39 protein-coding genes (1 of these 39 only partly in view) are annotated in these 23,191 nt (G+C 50.0%); 2 read left to right on the forward strand and 37 right to left on the reverse strand.

The features are described from left to right. A protein-coding gene (locus BA6348_RS01320) for an IS4 family transposase (RefSeq protein WP_005837477.1) crosses the window boundary here: on the reverse strand, positions 1-427 show its 5' end (the start). 719 nt of this gene lie to the left of the window's left edge; only the first 427 of its 1,146 coding nucleotides appear in the window; it begins with the start codon at positions 425-427; its stop codon lies beyond the left edge, outside the window. Positions 428-578: 151 nt separating this feature from the next. Further along, a complete protein-coding gene (locus BA6348_RS01325) occupies positions 579-1,232 on the reverse strand; it encodes a stage II sporulation protein M (RefSeq protein WP_005828776.1) in 654 nt (217 codons plus the stop codon). Between the two features lie 126 nt (positions 1,233-1,358). On the opposite strand from BA6348_RS01325, the gene pdaB reads away from it, so the two are divergent. Then, positions 1,359-2,129 carry a polysaccharide deacetylase family sporulation protein PdaB gene (gene pdaB, locus BA6348_RS01330; RefSeq protein ID WP_007787094.1) on the forward strand — a complete coding sequence of 257 codons (771 nt, stop codon included), beginning with the start codon at positions 1,359-1,361 and terminating at the stop codon, positions 2,127-2,129. Positions 2,130-2,247: 118 nt separating this feature from the next. Here pdaB and BA6348_RS01335 read toward each other — a convergent pair whose 3' ends face one another. After that, positions 2,248-2,835 carry a KinB-signaling pathway activation protein gene (locus tag BA6348_RS01335; RefSeq protein ID WP_005828781.1) on the reverse strand — a complete coding sequence of 196 codons (588 nt, stop codon included), beginning with the start codon at positions 2,833-2,835 and terminating at the stop codon, positions 2,248-2,250. Between the two features lie 125 nt (positions 2,836-2,960). On the opposite strand from BA6348_RS01335, the gene gerD reads away from it, so the two are divergent. After that, the gene (gerD, locus tag BA6348_RS01340; RefSeq protein WP_007787092.1) at positions 2,961-3,605 is read left to right on the forward strand and encodes a spore germination lipoprotein GerD; all 645 of its coding nucleotides are present in this window, start codon (positions 2,961-2,963) and stop codon (positions 3,603-3,605) included. Positions 3,606-3,656: 51 nt separating this feature from the next. Here the strand turns inward: gerD and BA6348_RS01345 are convergent, their stop codons facing one another. The 34 genes from BA6348_RS01345 to rplB form a co-directional block, all read right to left on the reverse strand. Continuing rightward, positions 3,657-4,760 carry a P-loop NTPase gene (locus tag BA6348_RS01345; RefSeq protein ID WP_005828785.1) on the reverse strand — a complete coding sequence of 368 codons (1,104 nt, stop codon included), beginning with the start codon at positions 4,758-4,760 and terminating at the stop codon, positions 3,657-3,659. Positions 4,761-4,879: 119 nt separating this feature from the next. Further along, a complete protein-coding gene (gene cwlD, locus BA6348_RS01350; protein ID WP_005828786.1) occupies positions 4,880-5,596 on the reverse strand; it encodes an N-acetylmuramoyl-L-alanine amidase CwlD in 717 nt (238 codons plus the stop codon). A gap of 188 nt (positions 5,597-5,784) precedes the next feature. Further along, positions 5,785-6,177 (reverse strand): 30S ribosomal protein S9, encoded by a 393-nt coding sequence (rpsI, locus tag BA6348_RS01355; RefSeq protein ID WP_005828788.1) that lies wholly within the window; start codon positions 6,175-6,177, stop codon positions 5,785-5,787. A gap of 20 nt (positions 6,178-6,197) precedes the next feature. After that, on the reverse strand, positions 6,198-6,635 hold the full coding sequence (rplM, locus tag BA6348_RS01360; RefSeq protein WP_005828789.1) for a 50S ribosomal protein L13: 438 nt from the start codon (positions 6,633-6,635) through the stop codon (positions 6,198-6,200). Positions 6,636-6,888: 253 nt separating this feature from the next. Further along, a complete protein-coding gene (gene truA, locus BA6348_RS01365) occupies positions 6,889-7,623 on the reverse strand; it encodes a tRNA pseudouridine(38-40) synthase TruA (protein ID WP_005828791.1) in 735 nt (244 codons plus the stop codon). Continuing rightward, positions 7,620-8,417 (reverse strand): energy-coupling factor transporter transmembrane component T family protein, encoded by a 798-nt coding sequence (locus BA6348_RS01370; RefSeq protein ID WP_005828793.1) that lies wholly within the window; start codon positions 8,415-8,417, stop codon positions 7,620-7,622. Before BA6348_RS01370 ends, truA begins: the two co-directional genes overlap by 4 nt. A 2-nt stretch (positions 8,418-8,419) precedes the next feature. Continuing rightward, on the reverse strand, positions 8,420-9,292 hold the full coding sequence (locus BA6348_RS01375; protein WP_005828795.1) for an energy-coupling factor transporter ATPase: 873 nt from the start codon (positions 9,290-9,292) through the stop codon (positions 8,420-8,422). Next, a complete protein-coding gene (locus BA6348_RS01380) occupies positions 9,268-10,119 on the reverse strand; it encodes an energy-coupling factor transporter ATPase (protein ID WP_005828797.1) in 852 nt (283 codons plus the stop codon). The genes BA6348_RS01375 and BA6348_RS01380 overlap by 25 nt, the downstream gene beginning before the upstream one ends. Before the next feature lie 181 nt (positions 10,120-10,300). Beyond that, a complete protein-coding gene (gene rplQ, locus BA6348_RS01385) occupies positions 10,301-10,660 on the reverse strand; it encodes a 50S ribosomal protein L17 (RefSeq protein ID WP_005828799.1) in 360 nt (119 codons plus the stop codon). A gap of 130 nt (positions 10,661-10,790) precedes the next feature. Beyond that, entirely contained in the window at positions 10,791-11,735 is a 945-nt protein-coding gene (locus BA6348_RS01390; protein ID WP_005828801.1) for a DNA-directed RNA polymerase subunit alpha, read from the reverse strand. Between the two features lie 156 nt (positions 11,736-11,891). Beyond that, positions 11,892-12,293 (reverse strand): 30S ribosomal protein S11, encoded by a 402-nt coding sequence (gene rpsK, locus BA6348_RS01395; protein ID WP_005828803.1) that lies wholly within the window; start codon positions 12,291-12,293, stop codon positions 11,892-11,894. Positions 12,294-12,309: 16 nt separating this feature from the next. Next, on the reverse strand, positions 12,310-12,678 hold the full coding sequence (gene rpsM, locus BA6348_RS01400; protein WP_005828805.1) for a 30S ribosomal protein S13: 369 nt from the start codon (positions 12,676-12,678) through the stop codon (positions 12,310-12,312). Between the two features lie 21 nt (positions 12,679-12,699). Then, the gene (rpmJ, locus tag BA6348_RS01405; RefSeq protein WP_003333770.1) at positions 12,700-12,813 is read right to left on the reverse strand and encodes a 50S ribosomal protein L36; all 114 of its coding nucleotides are present in this window, start codon (positions 12,811-12,813) and stop codon (positions 12,700-12,702) included. A 34-nt stretch (positions 12,814-12,847) separates the two neighbouring features. Beyond that, a complete protein-coding gene (gene infA / locus BA6348_RS01410) occupies positions 12,848-13,066 on the reverse strand; it encodes a translation initiation factor IF-1 (protein WP_003333772.1) in 219 nt (72 codons plus the stop codon). Positions 13,067-13,183: 117 nt separating this feature from the next. After that, positions 13,184-13,930: a type I methionyl aminopeptidase gene (map, locus tag BA6348_RS01415; RefSeq protein WP_005828809.1), complete on the reverse strand. Its 747-nt coding sequence runs from the start codon at positions 13,928-13,930 to the stop codon at positions 13,184-13,186. 7 nt (positions 13,931-13,937) lie between these two features. Beyond that, complete coding sequence (locus tag BA6348_RS01420) at positions 13,938-14,582, reverse strand: adenylate kinase (protein WP_005828811.1); 645 nt, start codon at positions 14,580-14,582, stop codon at positions 13,938-13,940. Positions 14,583-14,643: 61 nt separating this feature from the next. After that, a complete protein-coding gene (gene secY / locus BA6348_RS01425) occupies positions 14,644-15,939 on the reverse strand; it encodes a preprotein translocase subunit SecY (protein WP_005828813.1) in 1,296 nt (431 codons plus the stop codon). Further along, on the reverse strand, positions 15,939-16,379 hold the full coding sequence (rplO, locus tag BA6348_RS01430) for a 50S ribosomal protein L15 (RefSeq protein WP_005828815.1): 441 nt from the start codon (positions 16,377-16,379) through the stop codon (positions 15,939-15,941). Before rplO ends, secY begins: the two co-directional genes overlap by 1 nt. A 33-nt stretch (positions 16,380-16,412) precedes the next feature. After that, a complete protein-coding gene (gene rpmD / locus BA6348_RS01435; RefSeq protein WP_005828818.1) occupies positions 16,413-16,598 on the reverse strand; it encodes a 50S ribosomal protein L30 in 186 nt (61 codons plus the stop codon). A gap of 16 nt (positions 16,599-16,614) precedes the next feature. Continuing rightward, the gene (rpsE, locus tag BA6348_RS01440) at positions 16,615-17,112 is read right to left on the reverse strand and encodes a 30S ribosomal protein S5 (protein ID WP_005828820.1); all 498 of its coding nucleotides are present in this window, start codon (positions 17,110-17,112) and stop codon (positions 16,615-16,617) included. 18 nt (positions 17,113-17,130) lie between these two features. Continuing rightward, positions 17,131-17,493: a 50S ribosomal protein L18 gene (gene rplR / locus BA6348_RS01445; protein ID WP_005828822.1), complete on the reverse strand. Its 363-nt coding sequence runs from the start codon at positions 17,491-17,493 to the stop codon at positions 17,131-17,133. 32 nt (positions 17,494-17,525) lie between these two features. Continuing rightward, positions 17,526-18,062: a 50S ribosomal protein L6 gene (gene rplF / locus BA6348_RS01450; RefSeq protein ID WP_005828824.1), complete on the reverse strand. Its 537-nt coding sequence runs from the start codon at positions 18,060-18,062 to the stop codon at positions 17,526-17,528. A 36-nt stretch (positions 18,063-18,098) separates the two neighbouring features. Then, a complete protein-coding gene (gene rpsH, locus BA6348_RS01455) occupies positions 18,099-18,497 on the reverse strand; it encodes a 30S ribosomal protein S8 (RefSeq protein WP_005828827.1) in 399 nt (132 codons plus the stop codon). 27 nt (positions 18,498-18,524) lie between these two features. Then, positions 18,525-18,710, reverse strand: coding sequence for a type Z 30S ribosomal protein S14 (locus BA6348_RS01460; RefSeq protein WP_005828830.1), 186 nt, complete (start codon positions 18,708-18,710; stop codon positions 18,525-18,527). A gap of 24 nt (positions 18,711-18,734) precedes the next feature. Then, positions 18,735-19,277, reverse strand: coding sequence for a 50S ribosomal protein L5 (rplE, locus tag BA6348_RS01465; protein ID WP_005828832.1), 543 nt, complete (start codon positions 19,275-19,277; stop codon positions 18,735-18,737). 26 nt (positions 19,278-19,303) lie between these two features. Then, positions 19,304-19,618, reverse strand: coding sequence for a 50S ribosomal protein L24 (gene rplX, locus BA6348_RS01470; RefSeq protein WP_005828833.1), 315 nt, complete (start codon positions 19,616-19,618; stop codon positions 19,304-19,306). A gap of 49 nt (positions 19,619-19,667) precedes the next feature. Further along, on the reverse strand, positions 19,668-20,036 hold the full coding sequence (gene rplN / locus BA6348_RS01475) for a 50S ribosomal protein L14 (RefSeq protein ID WP_005828835.1): 369 nt from the start codon (positions 20,034-20,036) through the stop codon (positions 19,668-19,670). 41 nt (positions 20,037-20,077) lie between these two features. Continuing rightward, positions 20,078-20,344: a 30S ribosomal protein S17 gene (gene rpsQ, locus BA6348_RS01480; RefSeq protein ID WP_005828837.1), complete on the reverse strand. Its 267-nt coding sequence runs from the start codon at positions 20,342-20,344 to the stop codon at positions 20,078-20,080. A gap of 22 nt (positions 20,345-20,366) precedes the next feature. After that, positions 20,367-20,564 carry a 50S ribosomal protein L29 gene (gene rpmC / locus BA6348_RS01485; protein ID WP_005828838.1) on the reverse strand — a complete coding sequence of 66 codons (198 nt, stop codon included), beginning with the start codon at positions 20,562-20,564 and terminating at the stop codon, positions 20,367-20,369. Then, positions 20,554-20,988 (reverse strand): 50S ribosomal protein L16, encoded by a 435-nt coding sequence (rplP, locus tag BA6348_RS01490; RefSeq protein WP_007787078.1) that lies wholly within the window; start codon positions 20,986-20,988, stop codon positions 20,554-20,556. The genes rpmC and rplP overlap by 11 nt, the downstream gene beginning before the upstream one ends. Before the next feature lie 2 nt (positions 20,989-20,990). Then, positions 20,991-21,653: a 30S ribosomal protein S3 gene (gene rpsC / locus BA6348_RS01495; protein ID WP_005828842.1), complete on the reverse strand. Its 663-nt coding sequence runs from the start codon at positions 21,651-21,653 to the stop codon at positions 20,991-20,993. Positions 21,654-21,666: 13 nt separating this feature from the next. Further along, positions 21,667-21,999 (reverse strand): 50S ribosomal protein L22, encoded by a 333-nt coding sequence (gene rplV / locus BA6348_RS01500; protein ID WP_005828844.1) that lies wholly within the window; start codon positions 21,997-21,999, stop codon positions 21,667-21,669. A gap of 29 nt (positions 22,000-22,028) precedes the next feature. Beyond that, positions 22,029-22,310, reverse strand: coding sequence for a 30S ribosomal protein S19 (gene rpsS, locus BA6348_RS01505; RefSeq protein WP_005828846.1), 282 nt, complete (start codon positions 22,308-22,310; stop codon positions 22,029-22,031). Positions 22,311-22,359: 49 nt separating this feature from the next. Further along, positions 22,360-23,190 (reverse strand): 50S ribosomal protein L2, encoded by an 831-nt coding sequence (rplB, locus tag BA6348_RS01510; protein WP_005828847.1) that lies wholly within the window; start codon positions 23,188-23,190, stop codon positions 22,360-22,362. Between the last annotated feature and the right edge of the window lies 1 nt (position 23,191).

The raw sequence follows: 23,191 nt of genomic DNA on the forward strand, positions 1-23,191 counted from the left end.
TACGGAAAGTTGCCCATTTGTACTTCTGCAAACACAGCCCAATCGTTGTAGAATCAATGATTTTCATGTCTTTTCGAAGGGAATACGTGTTGCCCGAGTGTCTCTGAATTTGCCCTACAAGGTCAACAAATATTTCTTCAAGCAAAGCTGGATCTACTCGATTGTTTTTGCGACTAAGCTGAGCGGGACTAATCGACGACAGTCCTAACTCTCGCTGGAATTTCTTTGATAAAACATCATCTGCAATGGCTCGGAGTCCTTCTCGTTGCTGAAGTTGAGCATGCAAAAACAGGAGTAGATATGCTTTGGTCGTTAACTTTTTCACGTACTTGTCCTGATCCGTTTCGTCTATCCGTTGTTGAAATTTCACAATATTAATGGGTGAAATGTATTTACCAAATGAAGAAAATAGGGTATTCTTGTCCATGGTCTATCCTTTGCGTTGGATTTGGACAGGAACTACCTGACCTTTCCAGTGTAAAGGATTTTTTTATGCCTGAGAACACTTGAACGCTGAAAGTTATGATGATTTTGAATGGTATGAAAAGATTAATGCAACGCTAGTGGGCAACTCTGAATTATTTCAGCAAGTTTAGTTGCTGCATTTGTTCCCCAATCGTTGCTTTGAGAATAAGAGGCGTAATCGAACTCTCTACGATCCCCGCAATCAGAAGCAATCCGATGACGGTCAACACCGCAGTTGGAAATTGCTTGAGGGTGTCGTACCAGTCATTTTTCACGCGCTCCTGATTGTGTGGCACAAACAGCACCCCGACAGATCGCAGGCTGAGTATCCCAAACCGTATGCCGATTCCCGCGGCAAACAGGACAGCAGGCAGTTCAAAAATCCCGTGCGGCAAAATGCCTGCGCCAAAAATCAGCCACGGGCTAATTCCAATCGCACTGTATTTCGCGATGATATACCCGAGCAGAATCCCGTTCGCCAGCATTCCAATTATGGGAAAGAATGCAAAAAACAATCCGAGAGCCATCATCATCAAGGAGCTGAGCACGTTGTTGGAAAAAATCATCCAAAACGTAGCGAACACGCCTCCCCCGCTCTCTTTGATCCGATCCGCAATTTCTTTCAGTTGCCCCATCAGGCTCTGCACCACGGGTTCCACGGCGGGAGCCTGCAAATAGCCAATTAAACCGCCCCCGAAAAAAATGAGACAAGCGGCCAGAAAAAATCGTTTGTTATCCAACCACAGACGCTGCAGTCTTTTGTTCATGAGCCACGCTCCTTTACTGCCTCTTACATTCACTATATGCATTGTACCTCAACAATAGCCAACAGGCCAAAGAATATCCTTGTCTTCCCTGCATAAACTGTTATCGGACAAAGGAGGTGCCTATCCATGAAATTCATTTATGTCGTGAGTGCCAACCGTTTGAAGCAAATCCTCATCATCGCAGCAGCCATTCTGCTGACAGTAGGCATTGGCTATGTGGAACGCGATACAATCTCGGCTTTTTCCAGCAGCGGCAACAAGCAGGGGCCCCAGGCAATCTACAAGGTAGACACCAAGGAGAAGAAAATTGCTCTCACCTTTGACATCAGTTGGGGAGAAACCCGCGCACTCCCTATTCTCGATGTGCTGAAAGAAAAAAATGTGAGCAAGGCGACCTTCTTCCTGTCCTCTCCCTGGAGCCAGCGCCATCCGGAAATTGTGAAAAGGATCAAGGAGACGGGACTGGAAATCGGTTCGCATGGCCATAAACACGACAACTACAGCAAATACACGGATGAAGAAATTCGCAGCCAGATTGCGAAGGCCGATTCCATCCTGACAGAGATGACTGGAAAAAAACCGACCTTGATTCGGATGCCAAACGGCGATTTTGACAAGCGTGTGCTGGAAATCGCCAACCGCATGGGCTATACGGTCGTCCAATGGGATACGGACTCCAAGGACTGGATCGAGCCGAAAAAAGACGTCATCGTCCAAAACGTCCTGTCCAAGGCCCATCCCGGCGACATCATCCTGATGCATGCAAGCGATTCCGCCAAGGAGACGCACCTTGCCCTCCCCGTCATTATCGACCAGCTACGCAAGCAAGGATACGAATTCGTCACCGTATCCGAGCTGATCGCTGGCACCAGCATCCAGAGCAAAGAAGTCAATTAAACGTTCAAAAAAACCTCGTCCCTCGCCAGCAGAAAACGTGGCTGCGCCAAGCCTTTGGCGAAGCCCTTTTTTGCTTATCCGAAAGAAAAATCCACAAAAAAAGCTGACCGGATAAAGGTCAGCTTTCTCTTTTTACCAAGCGGTGCAAATGCATCACTTGCCATACGTTGCAAAACAGTAAAGGGACGAGCATGGACAAGGTCGCATGCACGTTGTCTTCCTTCAGGGCCGGAATCCATTCCAGAGCCGTTACCACAAACATGAAAAACATCGTGGGAACCCACGCCGTTCTGTTCGTCAGCTTTACTTTTCCATAAGCGGTAGCCAGGGCGACAATCAGCAGCAAAACCGGCTCGATAAAGTACGGCCCGATTCCTTTTCCTTCGCCAAGCGACGTGTAGCGGAGGTAAATCATATCAAAAAAGACAAACAGGATGAAAAAAACTTGAACGCTCTTCCACAGGGAAGGGGTCTTGAAAATCGTTTTGGCAAAATAATTAATCGTCATATACGCAAAAAAACCCATCTGGGCCACAATACTAATGGTCATCCCATACAAAAGATACATCAGCGTGCCGACAAAAAAGTTGCCTGCGCTGCCTTCCAACAGCTTATCCAAATCAAAAATAAAGGCGACCAGGACGCCTCCCAGTCCACCCAAGAGCAACGTGGTGACAAAGAGCCAGCCATACTTTCGCAAACTCACCAAACATTCCCTCCATTCCACATCGAATATGATTGTACCAATGGATACAAGAAAATACTAGCGTAAGAACAAAACAAAATGCGCACGTTACTCTTAGGCAGAGTAAAGAAGGAGGTGTCCACCCCATGAGAAAAAAGGCATTGTCTTTTTGGCTCTCCGCAATTGTCTGTCTGGTACTATCCAGTTGCTCAGGCGGCGGGCAAGCGCAAGGTTCGTCTCAGCCTGATTATAAAAGCGTCAAAGACATGGTGCTGGACATATTGCAGACTGACGAAGCGAAGCAATCGGTTGGCAAGATGATGAAGGATGAAAAGTTCAAGCAAAGCCTGATGATTGACGAGTCCACTGTCCGCACCACTTTGATACAAAGCATGACCAATCCGAACAGCTCCCACATCAAAGAGGCCTTCAAAGACCCGAAATTCGCCAGCACATTGGCCAAGTCGATGAAGGACGAACAAAAAACGCTGATGAAGGATTTGATGAAAGACCCCGAGTACCAAAAGCAGCTCATCAGCGTAATGAAGGACCCCGAGTTTGAAAAAAATCTCATGGATTTAATGAAAAGCGCCGCTTACCGTCAGCAAACCATGCAGATTATGAAGGAATCCTTGCAAAGCCCGTTGTTCCAGGCGGAGCTGATGAAGCTCATGACCAAGGTTTCCGAAGACCTGACAAAGCCGAAAGAACTGAAGCCTAAGAAAAAAGGCAAAGGCGGCGGCAGCGGGGAACGTGGAGAAAGCGGAGACTCCGGTGGCGAATCCTCCTAAGAAAAAAAGGTGAGCTCTCATCCAGAGCCCACCTTTTTGTATCTTTTGCGCTTATTTCTGCTCGCATTTTTCAATCACGCGTTTTGCCATGTCCCGATACAACTGGCCGATTTCGGAGCTTTCCCGATAAACAGAAGGAGAATAATCCGGCTCAGATGGGTGGTTGTCTGGCTGTCCCAACGGAATTTGCGCCAAAAGCTCGGTCGCCAGCGTCTCCGCCAGCTTCCCGCCGCCTCCACGGCCGAAGACGTACTCTTTGGAGCCGTCCTTGGCTTCGTACCAGGCCATGTTTTCCACGACACCGAGAATTTCGTGTCCTGTCCGTTTGGCCATCGCCCCGGCACGCGCCGCGACAAAAGCTGCCGTAGGGTGCGGCGTCGTCACGACAATCTCCATGCTTTGCGGAATCATCGTGTGTACGTCCAAAGCCATGTCACCCGTTCCTGGCGGCAAGTCCAGCAGCAAGTAGTCCAGCTCTTCGCCCCAATGCACTTCCGTAAAGAAATTGCGCAACATTTTTCCGAGCATCGGACCGCGCCAGATGATCGGCGAGTTGTCCTCTACGAAGAAGCCCATGGACATGACCTTCACGCTTTGCTTTTCTACAGGCAGAATCGTTTCGCCAATTACAGTCGGGCGCTGGTCGATGTTCATCATGTCCGGCACGCTGAAGCCGTAGATGTCGGCGTCGATAATGCCGACCTTTTTCCCCAAACGAGCCAGGGCCACGGCTAGGTTGACGGTGACCGTCGACTTCCCTACGCCGCCTTTACCGGACGTAATGGCAATAAATGTTGTGTTCGAGTCCTTGGCCAAAATCGGATTGAGCAGGGGAGCTTGTCCCGGCGTCATGTTGTGCGTTTGTCCGCCCTGGCTGTTGCGGAGCTGGGCGCTCAAGGCTGCTCGCTCCTCGTCTGTCATCGAGCCGAACTGCACGCGCACTTCCTCCGCTCCAAGCGCTTTCACAGCCCCTATGACGTCGTCTTCGATCTTGGCCTTGAGAGGACAGCCGGAGATCGTCAGAACGACTGTCAGGCTCACTGTAGCGCCCTCAACGCGGATGTCGCGGATCATGTTCAGCTCGACCAGGCTACGATTGATTTCAGGGTCCTTCACATCACGCAGCGCTTCCAGAATTTGCTCTCTGGTCAACATTGGTTGTTCACCTCATCTATATCGTCTTGGCAATCATTTTTCCCCAAACTTTACTTTGCAAGATGGTTTGCGCGTTCATTATAGCACATTCGGACGGGCGGGACACAGCCTCCGCCCGCTCAAGGTGCAATTGGCGCCTTTTCGCCGGAGTACTGCCGCAAAATGCCCTGGTAGATGGCATTCGCCATCGCCTTTTGGTACTCCGGGCTTTGCAGCCGTTTCGCTTCTTCTGTGTTGCTGACGAATCCGACCTCGACCAACACTGCCGGGCAGTTGACCTCGCGAATCAGAAACACGTTATTGGTCTTGCTCGGAACACGATCCGTATTTCCCAGCACCCGCTTGATCTCATCCTGAATCAGATAGGATACTTCCGCACTTTTTTTAAACGCAGGCGAGTAAAACGTTTGCGCTCCCGACCATTTGGGAGACGGTATGGAATTGACGTGAATGCTGACCAAAAAATCGGGAGAGCTGTCGTTCACCAGCTTCACCCGGTTGCGAATGTCTTCTGCCTTTCTTCTCTTGGCCAGGTCAGCCTCCGGCGAAGCCAAATCCTTGTCTTCCTCCCGCGTCATGATGACAAACGCGCCTGACTGCTGGAGGAAATCGCGCAAGTACATACTGATTGCGAGCGTCACCTCTTTTTCTACCACATCCCCCGAGCTGGATACAGCGCCACCGTCTTTTCCCCCGTGGCCCGGGTCAATGGCAATAACGGTTCCTGTCAGCGGCAGTGACCATGCCGTCCACGACGAACGATCCGGTGATTCGTAGGTGAACAGCACCACCAGTAAAGCGAAAGCCAGTATCCAGCCTACCCCTTTTCGTGTCACGGCGTATCGTCCCCTTTGTCCCATTCTCGTTCCATCATATGGACAAACATGGACAAATATTCCACACATAAGCCGGATCGGCTCGGGGCTTGCTACGTGCAACGGTTCGTGCTTTTTGCAACGTTTTTCCAAATAGCGCAAAAAGGCTCCCGAACCGTAAAGTTCGAGAGCCTTGGCAAACGTAAATATTAGCGTTTGGAGAATTGAGGTGCGCGACGAGCTGCTTTCAAGCCGTATTTTTTACGTTCTTTCATGCGAGGGTCGCGAGTCAGGAAGCCAGCGCGTTTCAGAGCGCCGCGCAGTTCTGGATCTGCTTTCAGCAGAGCGCGAGCAACGCCGTGACGGATTGCACCAGCTTGGCCAGTTGTTCCGCCGCCGTTTACGTTAACCAGTACATCGTAACGACCGAGAGTTTCAGTCAGAACGAGTGGTTGTTTTACGATCAATTTCAGTGTTTCCAAACCAAAGTAAGTATCCATTTCACGTTTGTTAATCACAATGCGACCTTCACCTGGAACCAGGCGAACACGTGCTACGGAGTGCTTACGACGACCTGTACCGTAGTATTGTACTTGTGCCACGTATATTTCCTCCCTTTACCTTAACCGCGAATTTGCCAAACTTCTGGTTTTTGTGCTGCATGAGGATGCTCAGTGCCAGCGTAAACTTTCAGCTTCGTGAACATTTGACGTCCCAAGCTGTTTTTAGGCAGCATGCCTTTTACAGCCAGTTCGAACATACGAGCTGGTTTTTTGTTCAGCATGTCGCCAGCAGTAGTCTTTTTCAGACCGCCTGGATACAGGGAGTGAGTGTAGTAGATTTTGTCTTGCAGCTTGTTACCAGTCAATTTCACTTTGTCAGCGTTGATTACGATTACGAAATCGCCAGCGTCAACGTGTGGAGTGAATTCAGGTTTCAATTTGCCGCGCAGGATAGAAGCTACTTCGCTTGCCAGACGGCCCAGCGTTTGGCCTTCTGCGTCAACGATGTACCATTTGCGCTCAACTTCGAGCGGTTTCGCCATATATGTGGTACGCATTTTTGTCCCTCCTAAATATCTTACCTTTACATGTCCATCTACTTATAACCAAAACAGCCGAAACTTGCAATGGAAGATAATTGCTGTTAACGGGTGAGCAACTCTTCCAGGTGTTCCATTAATCACGATCTTGTCTTTCAATCCCGGGGCTAGAGTGGGGCTAGGCGGGGTTAAAATACCAAGGAATATCGTACTACATCGCAGTCTCGTAGTCAAGTGCCTCCACCTGGTCTAATAGTTGGAAATCCGTCTGCTAATAGACGACTTCCCACATGGTCAAACCTTTGGCTGGCGCTGTCTTTCCTGCCATCTCCCGATCACGTGCCGCAAGGATTTTTTTCAGCTCATCGGGATGGCGTTTGCCTTGCCCGACCTCCACCAAGGTGCCCACAATAATGCGCACCATGTTGTACAAAAAGCCGTTGCCGCGGCACGTTACCCACACTTCGCCGCCAGAGCGCTCCACAGTCAGGCTATACACGGTTCGCACCTTGTCCTCGACAAATGTCTTCGCCGAGCAAAAGGACGTAAAATCGTGCTCTCCGACCAAATGACGGGCCGCCTGCTGCATCGCCTCCACGTCCAGCGGAAAGCGGATGTGGTCGGCATAGCGATGGCGAAATACATCCGCCACAGGGTTGTTGTCGATGCAATACCGATACTCCTTCACCCGCACGTCAAAACGGGCGTGAAAAGACTCTGCTACCTCTTCTACAGACCGGATCACGATCGCATCAGGCAGTTGATTATTGAGCACAAACCGCCACTTGTCCAACGGGATGTGGCTGTTCGTATCAAAATGAATCACCTGTCCGCGCGCGTGCACACCGGCATCGGTACGACCCGAACCGTGGATTTGGATATCCTCCCCCGTGATTCGTTTCAGAGCGGCTTCGATCTCTCCCTGCACCGTCACCTGATCGGGCTGCACCTGAAACCCGCTGAAGTCTGTTCCATCGTATCCCAAAACACAGCGCAACCGCTTCATGCACGCCACCACCCAATCGCAATCGCGAGCAAGACTCCGGCAACCGCCATTCCGGCATCTCGCCATGAAAACGCCAGCTTGTGCAGCCTGGTCCGCCCGACTCCGCCGCGATAGCCGCGCGCTTCCATCGCCAAAGCGAGATCCTCTGCCCGGCGAAACGCGCTGACGAACAGCGGGATCGCGATCGGAATCAGGTTTTGCGCTCGCTTGACGAGACTTCCGCTCGTAAAATTGGCTCCCCTGGCCGTCTGCGCCTTGATGATTTTATCCGTCTCTTCCATCAGGGTCGGAATGAAACGGATCGCAATCGACATCATCAGGGCGATATCGTGCACCGGAACGCCAATCCGGCTAAACGGCCCGAGCAGACGCTCCAGTCCCTCCGTCAAATCGATCGGAGACGTGGTCAGTGTCAGCAGCGAGCTAATCACTACCAGAAGCCCCAAGCGCAAGGAAATGAAGATCGCTTGCTGCACCCCGCGTTCCTCGACTGTGAACCAGCCCCACTGGAAGTACACCTCGCCGCCTTTTGTCAGGAAAATGTGCAGGACGACGGTAAAGACGATCAAGATCCATACCGGCTTCAAGCTTTTCAGGATGTACCCAAGCGACAGCCTGGAGAGCAGTCCGGCATACAGGGTAAAGGCGACCAATACTGCATAAGTGAGCGTATTGTTAGCCAGAAAGACGAGCGTGGCAAAAAGAATGATAAAGAGCAGTTTGCTTCGCGGATCCGCGCGATGTAAAAAGGAATGCCCAGGTACGTATTGACCAATGGCAATATTCTGCAGCATGCCTAGCCCTCCTTCGGTACGGCCAGTCGTTCCAGCAGATGGGCAAGCAACTCTTCCTCCCGATAAACGGAGCTTGGCAGACTTTCCTCGTCCGGCAGCAATTGATTCAGCCTCGACACAAAAGCGACTGTCTCCGGCACATCCAAAGCGAGCTCGCGGAGGCGTTCTGCCTGCATGAAGACTTCATCCGGCTTGCCCTGCAAGGCTACCGTGCCCTGTGCCAGCACCAGCATATAGTCGGCATACCTCGCCGCCTCCTCCATGCTGTGAGTGACCAATAGCGTCGTCAGCTTTTGCTCCTGATGAATGCGGTAGATCGCTTCGAGAATCAACTGACGTCCCATCGGGTCCAACCCTGCCGTCGGCTCGTCCAATACAAGCACTTTTGGCTGCATGGCCAGAACTCCCGCCAACGCGACACGGCGCATTTGTCCGCCACTCATATGAAAAGGCGAACGGTCCTTGACTTTTTCGTAATCCAGTCCAACGATTTCAAGAGCCTCTCTCACGCGGGCGTCTACCATCGCTTCCGGCAAATCGAAGTTCGAAGGTCCGAAGGCAACGTCTTTCGCCACCGTTTCCTCAAACAGTTGATGCTCCGGATATTGGAAAACAAGCCCGATGTTTCGCCTTTGCTCGTGAGGCAAACGCTGCTTCGAGGTGATAACCGTGTCGCCCAAGGTAATTTTCCCAGCGCTAGGCAAAAGCAAGCCGTTCAAATGCTGGATCAGCGTAGACTTGCCAGAGCCGGTCTGCCCGATAATCCCTACAAACGAACCGGATGGAATCGTAAACGAGATGTCGTGCAAGGCTACACGCTCAAACGGTGTTCCTTTTGCGTAAATATGGCTTACCTGGTCAAAAGTAATCTGCATACGTGCTCCACCAGCTCCTCTTGGTGCAGTACAAACGGTAGATCAATCCCTTTGGAAGCCAACATGTGTCGGAGGCGGACGGCAAATGGCACATCCAGCCCTACCGCTTTCAAACGTTCTACCTGGTTGAACACGTCACCAGGCGGCCCTTCCATCAGAACTTCTCCGGCATTCATCACAACGACCTTGTCCGAATAGACCGCTTCTTCGGGAAAATGGGTAATGTTGATGATGGTGATCCCTTCGTCGCGATTCAGCCGTCTGACCAGTTGCAGCACTTCCTGCCTGCCCTGGGGATCGAGCATAGCCGTCGCTTCGTCCAGGATGATGACCGATGGCCGCATCGCCATAATGCCTGCGATCGCCACGCGCTGCTTTTGTCCACCTGACAGCCGGTGCGGCTGCGCCAGCAAATACGGCTCCATCCCTACCGAGGCCAGTGCTTCATCAATACGCTGTCGCATCTGCTCAGGCTCGACACCCATGTTTTCAAGCCCAAAAGCCACATCATCTTCGACTGTTGCCCCGACAATCTGATTGTCAGGGTTTTGAAAGACCATGCCTACATGGCGGCGTATCTCCCACACCAGTTCTCCTTGGGACGTATCCATTCCGCTGACGAGAACTTTGCCGCCCTCAGGCAGCAGCAAAGCGTTCATCAGCTTCGCCATCGTAGACTTGCCTGAACCGTTATGGCCCAATACAGACACAAAGGAACCTTTTTGAATGGTCAGGTCGACGTCCTTCAATACCGGGACACGGCTGCCATTCTCGTCATCATAGGTATAGGAAACATCTTGCAGTGCCAGCAGGTTCTCTTCATTCATGAGGCATCCACATCCTCCCCAGCCTTCGCAGACTAGCAGGATTTCTCCTTATAGAAAGAAAAAAAGGGTTGAATCAGAGTCCAGCCTATGACCAGATCTGCCCCCACCCTTTTCACGGTCTATTACCGGTATCGAGGTTGTGTCTCGCTCCCCATGTAAAACGACCAATTTCTATCCATTATTAAACGAATTCGATGTACGCCATCGGAGCAGCGTCGCCGCGGCGAGGGCCGGCTTTCAGGATACGAGTGTATCCACCGTTGCGCTCTTTGAAGCGAGGCGCGATTTCATCGAACAGTTTTTGTACAGCATCGCGACCTTCTGCATTCGCAACTTCTTTGCGAACGAAAGCAGCAACTTGACGACGAGCATGCAGATCGCCGCGTTTCGCGAGCGTAACCATTTTCTCAGCGATTGGGCGCAGTTCTTTCGCCTTCATCTCTGTAGTTTCGATGCGCTCGTTGATGATTAGGTCAGTTACCAAGTCGCGGAACAACGCTTTACGAGCTGCACTACGACGACCCAATTTACGGTATGCCATGTCTTTACCTCCCTTTTCAAGCTGGCAACACTACGTAGAAAACTCTACTGTCGGGAAGCCAGATCTGTACTCTCCCCTAAAAGGGGACAGACTCGAGAGAACGAAAGCCTGCTTGTCAGGGTTTGCTACTCTAGTCGTCGCTACGCAGGGACAGGCCGAGTTCAGCCAGCTTTTCCTGCACTTCTTCCAGAGATTTGCGACCCAGGTTGCGGACTTTCATCATGTCCTCTTCGGTCTTCTGCGTCAGCTCTTGCACGGTATTGATACCGGCACGCTTCAAGCAGTTGTAGGAACGAACAGAAAGATCCAGCTCTTCGATAGTCATCTCCAACACTTTTTCTTTCTTGTCTTCCTCTTTTTCAACCATGATCTCAGCATCTTTCGCCTCATCGGTCAGACCGACAAACAGGTTCAAGTGCTCCGTCATGATTTTTGCGCCGAGACTTACGGCTTCTTCCGGACTGATGCTGCCGTTAGTCCAAACCTCAAGTGTCAACTTATCGTAGTTGGTCATTTGCCCTACGCGGGTATTTTCCACTTGATAGTTAACGCGCTTGATCGGCGTATAGATCGAATCAATCGGAATCACACCAATAGGCAGATCCTCGGACTTGTTTCCATCTGATTGAACATAACCACGACCACGTCCAGCTGTCATGCGGATATGCAGACGACCGCCATTGGCCAACGTTGCAATATGAAGATCAGGGTTTAAGACCTCCACATCACTGTCAGCACGGATATCCCCCGCTTTGACAACGCCTTCGCCTTCTGCATCGATCTCGATTACTTTTTCTTCATCGGAATGGATCTTCAGCGCCAAGCCTTTGATGTTCAGGATGATCTCGGTTACATCTTCAACGACGCCTTCTACCGTAGAGAACTCGTGAAGAACCCCGTCGATTTGAACAGTACGAACTGCCGCGCCTGGCAAGGACGAAAGAAGAATCCGTCTCAGCGAGTTGCCAAGGGTAGTTCCGTATCCGCGCTCCAGAGGTTCTACAACAAATTTTCCATACGAGTTGTCGTCGCTAACTTCCACAACCTCGATTTTTGGTTTTTCTATTTCTATCATTAAACAAACCCTCCTTCAAAACGTCGAAATCCTTGGGTGGGCCGCATACGTGCCCACTCAGGAATTTCCCCGGCGGTTTACCGTTTGCGTGCATGACAAGCTATAAATCAGAATTTACCATTCTAGTATGGACATGTTCTGAACAATATAAACCAGTTACACGCGGCGACGTTTTGGTGGACGGCAACCGTTGTGCGGAATTGGCGTCACGTCTTTAATCATGTTCACTTCAAGACCAGTTGCTTGCAGGGAACGGATCGCTGCTTCACGACCAGCACCTGGGCCTTTTACCGATACTTCAAGGGAACGCATGCCATGTTCCATAGCAACACGTGCAGCCGCTTCAGCAGCCATTTGCGCAGCAAACGGAGTGCTTTTACGGGAGCCTTTGAAGCCGAGGGAACCAGCGCTGGACCAAGAGATCGCGTTACCGTGTGGATCTGTGATGGTTACAATCGTGTTGTTGAATGTGGAGCGGATGTGCGCTACGCCGACTTCAACATTCTTGCGATCACGACGACGGGTACGAGTTGCTGTAGCCTGTTTTCTTTTCGCCATGTCAGTTTACCCTCCTTTACTTCTTCTTGTTAGCTACTGTACGACGTGGGCCTTTACGTGTACGAGCATTTGTTTTAGAACGTTGACCGCGAACTGGCAGTCCACGACGGTGACGGATTCCACGGAAGCATCCGATTTCCATCAGACGTTTGATGTTCAGGGAGATCTCACGACGGAGATCGCCTTCCACCTTCACGTTCTTGTCGATGTACTCACGCAGTTTGCTAACTTCTTCTTCTGTCAGATCGCGAACACGAGTGTTCACATCTACGCCAGTAGCGGACAGAATTTTTTGAGACGTGGGGCGGCCAATACCAAAAATGTAGGTAAGAGCAACTTCAACGCGTTTTTCGCGCGGCAAGTCTACGCCTGCAATACGTGCCATGTGTCAAAAGCACCTCCTTGTTTACCCTTGTTTTTGCTTATGCTTAGGATTTTCACAAATAACCATTACGTTACCTTTACGACGGATAACCTTGCATTTCTCGCAGATCGGTTTAACCGAAGGTCTCACTTTCATGGTTCTTGCCTCCCTTTTCTAGGGGTTTTGCTTACTATTTATAGCGGTACGTAATACGTCCGCGGGTCAAGTCGTACGGCGACAGTTCAACAGTTACTTTATCCCCCGGCAGGATACGGATAAAGTGCATGCGGATTTTTCCGGAGACGTGAGCGAGGACTTTGTGTCCATTCTCCAATTCTACTCGAAACATAGCGTTCGGCAAAGGCTCAATTACTGTGCCTTCTACCTCAATTACATCATCTTTTGCCATGGTAAACTCTCCTTTCTTCTGCTCTTCAGTCGGACCATGAGTTTTGCGAAACGATCACACAACGAACTTATCGTCGACACGTTGGACGACAATCCCGAATCACTCGGAACTCCCGCTTTATGTTCGTGTAAAAATCTCATAGCCATCTTCCGTAATCGCGATGGTGTGTTCAAAATGAGCACATGTTTTCCGATCCAATGTTACTACCGTCCAATTGTCCTCCAATGTGCGGACATAACGTTCGCCGGCATTTACCATTGGCTCAATTGCCAACACCATGCCTGGTTTTAACCGTGGACCCCGATCAGGCGGGCCGTAGTTAGGAACCTGCGGATCTTCGTGCAAGTTTTGCCCAATCCCATGCCCCACATACTCGCGGACGAGTGTGAAGCCGGCAGCTTCTGCGTGAACTTGAATGGCGTGGGAGATATCGGACAACCGTCCGCCAGGAACAGCTTTTTCAAGCCCCTTGAACAGCGATTCTTCCGTTACCCGCAACAGCTTTTCATTTTCCGCTGAAATTTTGCCGACCGGATACGTCCAAGCGGAGTCTCCATGGTACCCTTGGAACTGGGCACCGATGTCGATGCTGATGATGTCTCCTTCTTGCAACGCCCGTTTCCCTGGGATCCCGTGTACGAGTTCTTCATTGACTGAAGCACAGATACTACCTGGAAAGCCACCGTAGCCTTTAAATGATGGAACTGCTCCCATGCTACGAATAAATGTCTCGGCAATTTCGTCTAGCTGCTTTGTCGTGACACCAGGCTTGATCGCCTTGGCCAGCTCTTGATGGGTGAGTGCGACGATACGACCAGCTTCGCGCATAACCTCAAGTTCTGCTTTCGACTTCAGGATAATCATTCGGCAATTACCCTCTTAGCAATGACTTAATTTCCGCAAACACTACCTGGATATCTTGTTCCCCATCGATATCTCGCAGGAGTTCCTGTGCGGAGTAGTAGTCGATGAGTGGCTGAGTCTGAGCGATGTTGACATCAAGGCGCTGTGTTACCACTTCGATCTTGTCGTCATCACGCTGATACAGCTTACCACCATCTTTGTCACACACGCCAGCCTCTTTTGGAGGATTGAACATCGTGTGATAGCTAGCTCCACATACAGGGCAGATCCAGCGACCGGTCAGACGTTCAATCAATTGCTCGCGACGAACGTTGATGTTAATCACATGATCGATTTCGCGTCCCAGCTCTTTGAGGGTAGCTGTCAACGCTTCTGCCTGTGGAACCGTGCGCGGAAATCCATCGAGCAGGAATCCCTTTGCGCAGTCGTCCATCGAGAGGCGCTCCCGCACAATTCCGATGACTACTTCATCGGGAACAAGCAAACCTTTATCCATAAAGGATTTGGCTTGCAGTCCGAGCGGCGTTTCGTTTTTAACCGCTGCCCGGAACATGTCGCCAGTCGAAATGTGCGGGATGTCAAACTCTTTTACGATACGTTCTGCCTGTGTTCCTTTACCGGCACCAGGCAGCCCCATCAGAATTATATTCACGTCCATTCCCTCCGTCCCATAAAGAAAAGCTACAGAGGCTTTTCTGTAAACATCTAAGTCATTACTTGATAAACCCTTGGTAATGGCGTTTGATCATCTGGCTTTCGATCTGCTTCATTGTGTCAAGGGCTACCCCAATCACAATCAAGAGCGAAGTGCCGCCGATGTAAATCTGCTGCGGCAGGTTAGCCAGCTTACTGAAGAAGAATGGCAAAATAGCAATTGCCATCAAGAACAATGCGCCAGCCAATGTTAGACGGTTTAGTGTACGAGTAATGTAAACCTCAGTGTTTTTACCGGGTCGGATACCAGGAATGTAACCGCCATTTTTTCTCATGTTTTCAGCCATTTGCACAGGGTTTATCTGAACAAATGTGTAGAAGTAGGTGAAACCGAGAATCAAGATAGCGTACAACGTCATTCCCAACGGTTCGTTCACTTGGAAGTTGCGATAGATCCAGTTGGCGAACCCAGTTCCGGATGAATCCACCCAGAACTGCGCGATTGTCGACGGGAACAGTACCAGCGAGACGGCAAAGATTACAGGAATAACACCGGCAGAGTTGATTTTCAGCGGAATGTGTGTGGATTGACCACCGTACATTTTACGTCCAACCACTCGCTTCGCGTATTGCACTGGAATTTTGCGGATACCTTGCTGCATAAAGATAACCCCGACAATAATAGCGAGGATCACCAGCAGAATGATCACAACTTTGACGATGCTGAAGAAGATGTTCTGAGAAGGATCACCGAACTGTGTGGTGTAAATCGTCGAAATTCCAGTTGGAATGTTAGCGACGATCCCGGCCACGATCAGGATCGAAATCCCGTTACCGATTCCCTTCTCCGTAATCTGTTCCCCCATCCACATCATGAATGCGGTCCCAGCCGTCAGTGTCAACGCGATGAGTGCATAGCTGCCAACGGAAGTGTCGTTGAGCAAGCCAGGCGCCATATTATTGAAGCCGATTGTCATCCCTACAGACTGAATCAAACCGAGGACGATTGTCGCGTAACGGGTAACAGTAGCGATCTTGCGACGGCCAACTTCCCCTTCGCGTGCCCATTGCGTCAGCTTAGGCACAACATCCATCGACATCAGTTGCATGATGATCGATGCCGTAATATATGGCATGATACCCATGGCAAAAATCGAGAAGTTTTGCAGTGCTCCACCAGAGAAGGTGTTCAACAAGCCCAACAAGTGGTTTGTGTTCTGCTGAAACAGCTCGACGTTTACGTTAGGAACCGGTACAAAGCTACCGATCCGGAAGACGACCAACATCATGAGAGTAAACAGGATCTTACGACGCAAGTCGCCAATCTTAAAAATGTTAGTTAAGGACGCTAACATTAGATCACCTCGGTTGTTCCACCGACTTGAGCGATCTTCTCAGCAGCAGCTCCGGAGAACTTGTGAGCTTTCACAGTCAGCTTCACAGTCAGTTCACCGTTAGCAAGAACCTTAACACCGTCGCGCAGCGCGCTGATAACACCAGTTTCTTTCAACAGCTCAGGTGTTACTACAGTACCCTCTTCGAAACGGTTCAGCGCGTCCAGGCTAACAATCGCAAATTCTTTGCGGCTGATGTTAGTGAAACCGCGCTTAGGCAGACGACGGTACAATGGGTTTTGACCACCCTCGAAACCAAGGCGAACTCCGCCGCCGGAACGAGCGTTTTGACCTTTGTGACCTTTACCAGCAGTTTTGCCAGTACCGCTACCGATACCGCGACCGATGCGCTTACGAGTGTGACGGGATCCTTCTGCAGGTTGCAGTTCATGCAATTTCATACGTTGCACCTCCTAACTAATTGAGATGTAGGGTTATGCTTCTACTTCTTTCACTTCAACCAAGTGCTTCACTTTGAAAATCATTCCACGGATTGCAGCGTTGTCTTCCTTCACTACAGTGGAGTTGATTTTGCGAAGACCCAGAGCTTTTACGGTATCTTGTTGGTCTACAGTGCGACCGATCAGGCTGCGTTTGAGGGTGATTTGCAATTTTGCCATGTTCATTCCCTCCTTATTAACCCAACAACTCGTCAACAGTCTTACCGCGCAGTTTCGCGACATCTTCCGCTGTTTTCAGACGGCCGAGGCCTTCCAGCGTAGCGTTGACCATGTTGATAGGATTGTTGGAACCAAGAGACTTACTCAAGATATCGCCTACACCAGCCAGTTCGAGAACGGCACGAACAGGTCCGCCAGCGATAACACCAGTACCAGGGGCAGCAGGCTTGATGAGAACTTTACCTGCACCGAATTGGCACATAACTTCGTGTGGAACAGTCGTTCCTCTCAGCGGTACACGGATCAATTTTTTCTTAGCGTCGTCAATCGCTTTGCGAATGGCGTCTGGAACTTCTTGAGCTTTACCCATACCAGCACCTACGTGGCCGTTACGGTCTCCCACAACAACCAGGGCGCTGAAGCTCATGCGACGTCCACCTTTAACCGTCTTAGCTACGCGGTTAACAGCGACTACTTTTTCTTCGAGCTCTAATTTGCTAGGGTCGATACGCATTCCTTACCCTCCTTGTTGTTAGAATTGCAGACCAGCTTCGCGAGCTGCTTCTGCCAGTGCTTTAATACGTCCATGATAGATGTAACCACCGCGGTCAAAAATCACTTCAGTCGCACCTTTTTCTTGTGCACGCTTAGCGATCAATGTACCAACAGCCGCAGCAGCTTCCACGTTAGCGCCATTTTTCAGGCCCAGCTCTTTATCGAGAGAAGATGCAGATGCCAGTGTTACGCCAGTTGCATCATCGATCAGTTGAGCGTAGATGTGCTTAGAAGAACGGAATACGTTCAGACGCGGACGGATAGCAGAACCAATCACGCGTTTGCGGATACGCAGGTGACGTTTTTTCCGAGCTTTGTTTTTATCAGCTTTCGTAAACATTAAGCGGCCTCCTTTCTCATGAAGCTAGAAGCTTATTTACCTTTTTTACCTTCTTTACGACGAACCACTTCATCGCTGTACTTGATACCTTTGCCTTTGTATGGCTCAGGTTTGCGCAGCGAACGAATTTCAGCAGCAACTTGACCAACGCGCTCTTTGTTGATGCCTTTTACCACCAGAGTGGTTTGGTTTGGTACATCGATTTCGATACCCGCTTCTGGAGTAACTTCCACTGGGTGGGAGAAACCAAGAGAAAGAGTAACGCCGTTACCGCTTTTCGCAGCACGGTAACCTACACCGACGAGCTCCAGAGTACGAGTGAAGCCTTCGGATACGCCTTTTACCATGTTGGCAACCAGCGCACGAGTTGTACCGTGCAGGGAGCGGTGAAGTTTGTTGTCGCTTGGACGCTCTACAACAACTTCGTTTTCAGAAATGTTGATTTTGATATCTTCATGGAAGTTACGAACGAGTTGACCCTTAGGGCCCTTTACCGTCAGCTCAGTTCCGTTCAGAGTGAGGGTAACGCCTGCAGGTACCACGATCGGTTTTCTACCGACACGAGACATGTGGTGCACCTCCTGTGCTTTTTTACATTCTGTTAATTACCAAACGTATGCAAGAACTTCTCCGCCAACATGAGCTTGACGAGCTTGCTTGTCAGTCATAACACCGTTGGACGTGGAGATGATCGCGCAACCGAGGCCACCCAAAACTTTAGGTACTTCGTTGTTTTTCGCATACACACGAAGTCCTGGTTTGGAGATACGTTTCAGACCTGTGATAACGCGCTCGTTGTTCGCACCGTATTTCAGGAATACGCGGATGATTCCTTGTTTGTTGTCCTCAACAAACTCCGCATCGCGGATGAAGCCTTCTTCTTTCAGAATGCGCGCGATTTCCTTCTTGATGGTGGACGCTGGGATCTCCACTTTCTCGTGGCGAACCATGTTAGCGTTACGAATACGTGTCAACATATCTGCGATTGGATCAGTCATAACCATGAGAGAAAACCTCCTTCCCGTTTCAAATTACCAGCTTGCTTTTTTCACGCCTGGAATTTGACCTTTATAAGCAAGTTCACGGAAGCAAATACGGCAGAGTTTGAATTTGCGCAATACGGAGTGCGGACGTCCGCAACGCTCGCAACGAGTGTACGCGCGCACTGCAAACTTCGGCTGCCGCTGTTGCTTGATAATCATAGATTTCTTTGCCACATTCTTCCCTCCTTACGAGTGGGTTTATTTACGGAATGGCATACCCATTTGAGTCAGCAGCTCACGAGCTTCTTCATCCGTTTTCGCGGAAGTAACAATTACGATGTCCATACCGCGAACTTTGTCAATTTTATCGTACTCGATCTCAGGGAAGATCAGTTGTTCCTTCAGACCAAGTGTGTAGTTACCGCGACCGTCAAATGCCTTGGAAGAGATTCCACGGAAGTCACGAACACGCGGAAGAGATACGTTCATCAATTTGTCGAGGAAGTGGTACATACGCTCGCCGCGCAGGGTAACCTTCGCACCGATCGGCATACCTTCACGCAGTTTGAAACCAGCGATGGATTTCTTTGCGCGAGTTACTACAGGTTTTTGTCCAGCAATAGTTTGCAGGTCTTCAACCGCAGCATCCAAGGTTTTAGCGTTACCTACCGCTTCGCCAACACCCATGTTGATGATGATCTTTTCAACCTTCGGCACTTGCATGATGGAAGTGTAGTTGAACTTGCTCATCAGGCTAGGCACGATTTCTTTTGTGTACTTTTCTTTCAATCTTGTTGCCATCTAGGATATCCTCCTTTCCAACCTGACTACTTGTCGAGTACTTCGCCAGACTTTTTCGCGTACCGAACTTTCTTACCGTTATCCAAAACTTTGTAACCGATGCGAGTAGCTTTTCCGGACTTCGGATCGATCAAAGATACGTTGGAAACGTGAATCGCTGCTTCTTGAGTCACAATGCCACCTTGCGGGTTAGCTTGGGACGGACGGCTGTGTTTCTTCACGAGGTTGATACCTTCAACCAGAACGCGTTCTTTCTTCGGATAAGCAGCGAGAACGCGACCTTTTTTGCCTTTATCTTTGCCCGCAATTACGATAACAGTGTCGCCTTTTTTAACGTGCATCGCTTGGTGCACCTCCTATCGAACAAACTGCCTGAGTTTTTCCGTTCAATTAGATAACCTCTGGAGCCAGAGAGATGATCTTCATGAAATCTTTGTCGCGGAGCTCACGAGCTACTGGTCCAAAGATACGAGTACCACGTGGGGACTTATCTTCCTTGATGACTACCGCTGCATTTTCATCAAAACGGATGTAAGAACCATCTTGACGACGAACGCCGCTTACAGTGCGAACTACAACTGCTTTAACTACTTGACCTTTCTTGACAACGCCGCCGGGTGTAGCGGATTTTACGGAGCACACGATAACATCACCGATGTTCGCCGTTTTGCGACCGGAACCACCCAGAACCTTGATGCACATGAGTTCCTTTGCACCGGAGTTGTCAGCAACAGCCAATCTCGTCTGAGTTTGGATCATTTACTGTTCCTCCTTTCGGATTTGATATCCGAAAATCTGACTTATACGATTACTGCCTCTTCGACGATACGTACCAAACGGAAACGTTTATCTTTGGACAAAGGACGAGTTTCCATCAACTCTACGATGTCGCCCACTTTTGCCGTATTGTTCTCGTCGTGAGCCTTGAACTTTTTGGAGTATTTCACGCGTTTGCCGTACAACGGGTGTGTCTTGTAAGTTTCAACAAGCACAACAATGGTTTTATCCATTTTGTCGGAAACAACGCGACCTACAACGGATCGACGCATATTGCGTTCTGCGGTCATCGTTCAAACCTCCTTCCTTTAATTAGCCGATTCCCAATTCTCTCTGGCGCAGGATGGTTTTCGCACGAGCAATATCCTTACGCACTTGTTTGATGCGAGATGTGGTTTCGAGTTGACCTGTAGCCAACTGGAAACGAAGGTTGAACAACTCTTCTTTCAAAGAAGCGACGTTTTGTTCGATCTCGGCAGTGGTCAAATTGCGGAACTCATTAGCCTTCATGTGCGTCACCACCCACTTCTTCACGCTTCACGAATTTGCATTTGATAGGCAGCTTGTGCATAGCAAGACGCATAGCTTCGCGAGCGACTTCTTCAGGTACGCCAGCAAGTTCGAACATGATCTTGCCTGGCTTCACTACCGCTACCCATTTCTCAGGAGAACCTTTACCGGAACCCATCCGTACTTCGAGCGGCTTTTGTGTAATTGGCTTGTCAGGGAAGATTTTAATCCACACTTTACCGCCACGCTTGATGTAACGAGTCATCGCGATACGAGCAGCCTCGATCTGACGGTTAGTTACCCAAGATGGCTCCAATGCTTGCAATCCGTATTCACCGAACGCAACAGTAGTACCGCCTTTTGCGTTACCAGCCATTTTCCCGCGGTGTTGTTTACGGTGTTTCACGCGTTTTGGCGTCAACATGATTACTTGCCTCCTTCCTCAGTAGCGACGTTCTTTCTCGCTGGAAGGACTTCTCCACGGTAGATCCACACTTTTACACCGATGCGACCATATGTGGTATGAGCTTCAGCAGTACCGTAGTCGATGTCGGCACGCAGAGTGTGAAGCGGAACAGTACCTTCGCTGTAACCTTCAGAACGTGCGATGTCCGCGCCGCCAAGACGACCGCTTACCAAGGTTTTGATACCTTTAGCACCTGCACGCAGCGTACGAGTGATCGATTGCTTTTGCGCACGACGGAAAGAAATGCGGTTTTCCAATTGACGAGCGATGTTTTCAGCTACCAGAGTAGCATCCAGATCCGGACGTTTTACTTCGTTGATATTGATATGAACGCGTTTGCCAGTCAAATCAGTCAAGGATTTGCGCAGAATTTCTACCTCTGCCCCACCTTTACCAATTACCATACCAGGCTTAGCGGTGTGAATCGTTACGTTCACGCGATTAGCTGCGCGTTCGATTTCGATAGTGGATACAGCAGCATCTTTCAGACGCCCTTTTACAAACTTGCGGATTTTCAAGTCTTCGTGCAACAGAGTTGCGAAGTCCTTGTCAGCGTACCATTTGGACTCCCAGTCACGAATGACACCGATCCGAAGACCTACCGGGCTTACCTTTTGACCCACACGTAATCCCTCCTTATTTCTCGTTTAGTACCACTGTGATGTGGCTAGTGCGTTTATGGATGCGGCTTGCGCGACCCATAGCGCGCGGACGGAAACGCTTCAACGTAGGACCTTGGTCCACGAAGATTTTGCTAACTACCAGGCTGTTTGGATCCATTTCGTAGTTGTGCTCAGCGTTTGCAATAGCCGACTTCAGGAGCTTTTCAACAACTGGAGAAGCTGCTTTTGGCGTGTGTTTCAAGATCGCCAACGCTTCACCTACTTGCTTGCCTCTAATCAAGTCAACCACCAGGCGGACTTTACGAGACGCAATGCGAATATTGCGAGCAACTGCTCTTGCTTCCATCTTTGTACCTCCTCTCTGTCAAGAGAAAATTAGCGCTTCTTGGATTTCTTGTCGTTGTCGACGTGACCCTTGAAGGTACGAGTTGGTGCGAACTCACCCAATTTGTGACCAACCATGTCTTCCGATACGTATACTGGAACATGTTTGCGACCATCGTATACAGCAAACGTGTGTCCTACGAACTCAGGGAAGATGGTGGAACGACGAGACCAGGTTTTGATCACGCGTTTCTCGTTCTTTTCATTTTGCTCGTCAACTTTTTTCATCAAGTGGTCATCCACGAAAGGACCCTTTTTTAAGCTACGTCCCATTAGTGAACCTCCCTTCGCCAAAGGCGTTCGGTTATTGTATCAGCCTACCTTACTTCTTGCGGCGGCGGATGATGTATTGGTCGGACTTGTTCTTCTTCTTGCGAGTCTTGAGACCCAGGGTTGGTTTACCCCAAGGAGTAACAGGTGCTTTACGACCGATTGGAGCGCGACCTTCACCACCACCGTGTGGGTGATCGTTCGGGTTCATTACGCTACCGCGAACAGTTGGACGAATACCCAACCAGCGGGAACGTCCTGCTTTACCGATGTTCAGCAGTTCGTGATCGAGGTTACCTACTTGACCGATAGTAGCGCGGCATACGTTGTGGATGCGGCGAGTCTCACCGGAAGACAGGCGAACGATTACGAACTCACCATCACGACCCAACAGTTGAGCGGAAGCACCAGCAGCGCGAACCAGTTGGCCACCTTTGCCTGGTTTCAGCTCGATGTTGTGGATGGTAGTACCTACCGGGATTTTTTCCAGCGGCAGCGCGTTACCGATTTTGATGTCGGCATCTGCTCCGGAAATGATCTCGTCTCCAACTTTCAGGTTGTGAGGAGCGAGGATGTAACGTTTTTCACCATCAACGTAGTTGATAAGTGCGATGTTAGCGGAACGGTTTGGATCGTATTCGATAGTAGCTACGCGACCTACGATGCCGTCTTTGTTACGCTTGAAGTCGATAATACGGTATTTACGTTTATGACCGCCACCTTGATGACGTACGGTAATTCTACCTTGGTTGTTGCGACCAGCTTTTTTGCTAAGAGGCGCCAGCAAGGATTTTTCGGGAGTCGACGTAGTGATCTCCTCGAAAGTAGAAACCGTCATTTGGCGACGACCAGGAGAAGTCGGTTTAAACTTTTTGATACCCATG

The sequence above is a fragment of the Brevibacillus agri genome (assembly GCF_004117055.1).
GTDB classification, from domain to species: domain Bacteria; phylum Bacillota; class Bacilli; order Brevibacillales; family Brevibacillaceae; genus Brevibacillus; species Brevibacillus agri.

Bases quoted from the DNA above. Each gene is read 5' to 3' on its own strand.
- rplR (WP_005828822.1), bottom strand. From the start codon at position 17,493: ATGTTTACGAAAGCTGATAAAAACAAAGCTCGGAAAAAACGTCACCTG.
- rpsM (WP_005828805.1), bottom strand. From the start codon at position 12,678: ATGGCACGTATTGCAGGCGTAGACTTGCCGCGCGAAAAACGCGTTGAA.
- rplM (WP_005828789.1), bottom strand. From the start codon at position 6,635: ATGCGTACCACATATATGGCGAAACCGCTCGAAGTTGAGCGCAAATGG.
- gerD (WP_007787092.1), top strand. From the start codon at position 2,961: ATGAGAAAAAAGGCATTGTCTTTTTGGCTCTCCGCAATTGTCTGTCTG.
- rpmD (WP_005828818.1), bottom strand. From the start codon at position 16,598: ATGGCAAAATTGCAAATCACCCTCAAACGCAGCCTGATCGGTCGCACT.
- infA (WP_003333772.1), bottom strand. From the start codon at position 13,066: ATGGCAAAAGATGATGTAATTGAGGTAGAAGGCACAGTAATTGAGCCT.
- BA6348_RS01390 (WP_005828801.1), bottom strand. From the start codon at position 11,735: ATGATAGAAATAGAAAAACCAAAAATCGAGGTTGTGGAAGTTAGCGAC.
- rpsH (WP_005828827.1), bottom strand. From the start codon at position 18,497: ATGGTTATGACTGATCCAATCGCAGATATGTTGACACGTATTCGTAAC.
- pdaB (WP_007787094.1), top strand. From the start codon at position 1,359: ATGAAATTCATTTATGTCGTGAGTGCCAACCGTTTGAAGCAAATCCTC.
- rplB (WP_005828847.1), bottom strand. From the start codon at position 23,190: ATGGGTATCAAAAAGTTTAAACCGACTTCTCCTGGTCGTCGCCAAATG.
- rpsS (WP_005828846.1), bottom strand. From the start codon at position 22,310: ATGGGACGTAGCTTAAAAAAGGGTCCTTTCGTGGATGACCACTTGATG.
- rplX (WP_005828833.1), bottom strand. From the start codon at position 19,618: ATGCACGTTAAAAAAGGCGACACTGTTATCGTAATTGCGGGCAAAGAT.
- rplP (WP_007787078.1), bottom strand. From the start codon at position 20,988: ATGTTGACGCCAAAACGCGTGAAACACCGTAAACAACACCGCGGGAAA.
- rplF (WP_005828824.1), bottom strand. From the start codon at position 18,062: ATGTCTCGTGTCGGTAGAAAACCGATCGTGGTACCTGCAGGCGTTACC.
- rplE (WP_005828832.1), bottom strand. From the start codon at position 19,277: ATGGCAACAAGATTGAAAGAAAAGTACACAAAAGAAATCGTGCCTAGC.
- rpmJ (WP_003333770.1), bottom strand. From the start codon at position 12,813: ATGAAAGTGAGACCTTCGGTTAAACCGATCTGCGAGAAATGCAAGGTT.
- rplQ (WP_005828799.1), bottom strand. From the start codon at position 10,660: ATGGCATACCGTAAATTGGGTCGTCGTAGTGCAGCTCGTAAAGCGTTG.
- BA6348_RS01345 (WP_005828785.1), bottom strand. From the start codon at position 4,760: ATGTTGACCAGAGAGCAAATTCTGGAAGCGCTGCGTGATGTGAAGGAC.
- rpsE (WP_005828820.1), bottom strand. From the start codon at position 17,112: ATGCGTATCGACCCTAGCAAATTAGAGCTCGAAGAAAAAGTAGTCGCT.
- rpsQ (WP_005828837.1), bottom strand. From the start codon at position 20,344: ATGACCGCAGAACGCAATATGCGTCGATCCGTTGTAGGTCGCGTTGTT.
- rpsK (WP_005828803.1), bottom strand. From the start codon at position 12,293: ATGGCGAAAAGAAAACAGGCTACAGCAACTCGTACCCGTCGTCGTGAT.
- truA (WP_005828791.1), bottom strand. From the start codon at position 7,623: ATGAAGCGGTTGCGCTGTGTTTTGGGATACGATGGAACAGACTTCAGC.
- BA6348_RS01325 (WP_005828776.1), bottom strand. From the start codon at position 1,232: ATGAACAAAAGACTGCAGCGTCTGTGGTTGGATAACAAACGATTTTTT.
- map (WP_005828809.1), bottom strand. From the start codon at position 13,930: ATGATTATCCTGAAGTCGAAAGCAGAACTTGAGGTTATGCGCGAAGCT.
- rplN (WP_005828835.1), bottom strand. From the start codon at position 20,036: ATGATCCAAACTCAGACGAGATTGGCTGTTGCTGACAACTCCGGTGCA.
- rplO (WP_005828815.1), bottom strand. From the start codon at position 16,379: ATGAAATTGCATGAACTGCAACCTGCAGAAGGATCCCGTCACACTCGT.
- rpmC (WP_005828838.1), bottom strand. From the start codon at position 20,564: ATGAAGGCTAATGAGTTCCGCAATTTGACCACTGCCGAGATCGAACAA.
- BA6348_RS01375 (WP_005828795.1), bottom strand. From the start codon at position 9,292: ATGCAGATTACTTTTGACCAGGTAAGCCATATTTACGCAAAAGGAACA.
- rplV (WP_005828844.1), bottom strand. From the start codon at position 21,999: ATGGAAGCAAGAGCAGTTGCTCGCAATATTCGCATTGCGTCTCGTAAA.
- BA6348_RS01370 (WP_005828793.1), bottom strand. From the start codon at position 8,417: ATGCTGCAGAATATTGCCATTGGTCAATACGTACCTGGGCATTCCTTT.
- BA6348_RS01380 (WP_005828797.1), bottom strand. From the start codon at position 10,119: ATGAATGAAGAGAACCTGCTGGCACTGCAAGATGTTTCCTATACCTAT.
- secY (WP_005828813.1), bottom strand. From the start codon at position 15,939: ATGTTAGCGTCCTTAACTAACATTTTTAAGATTGGCGACTTGCGTCGT.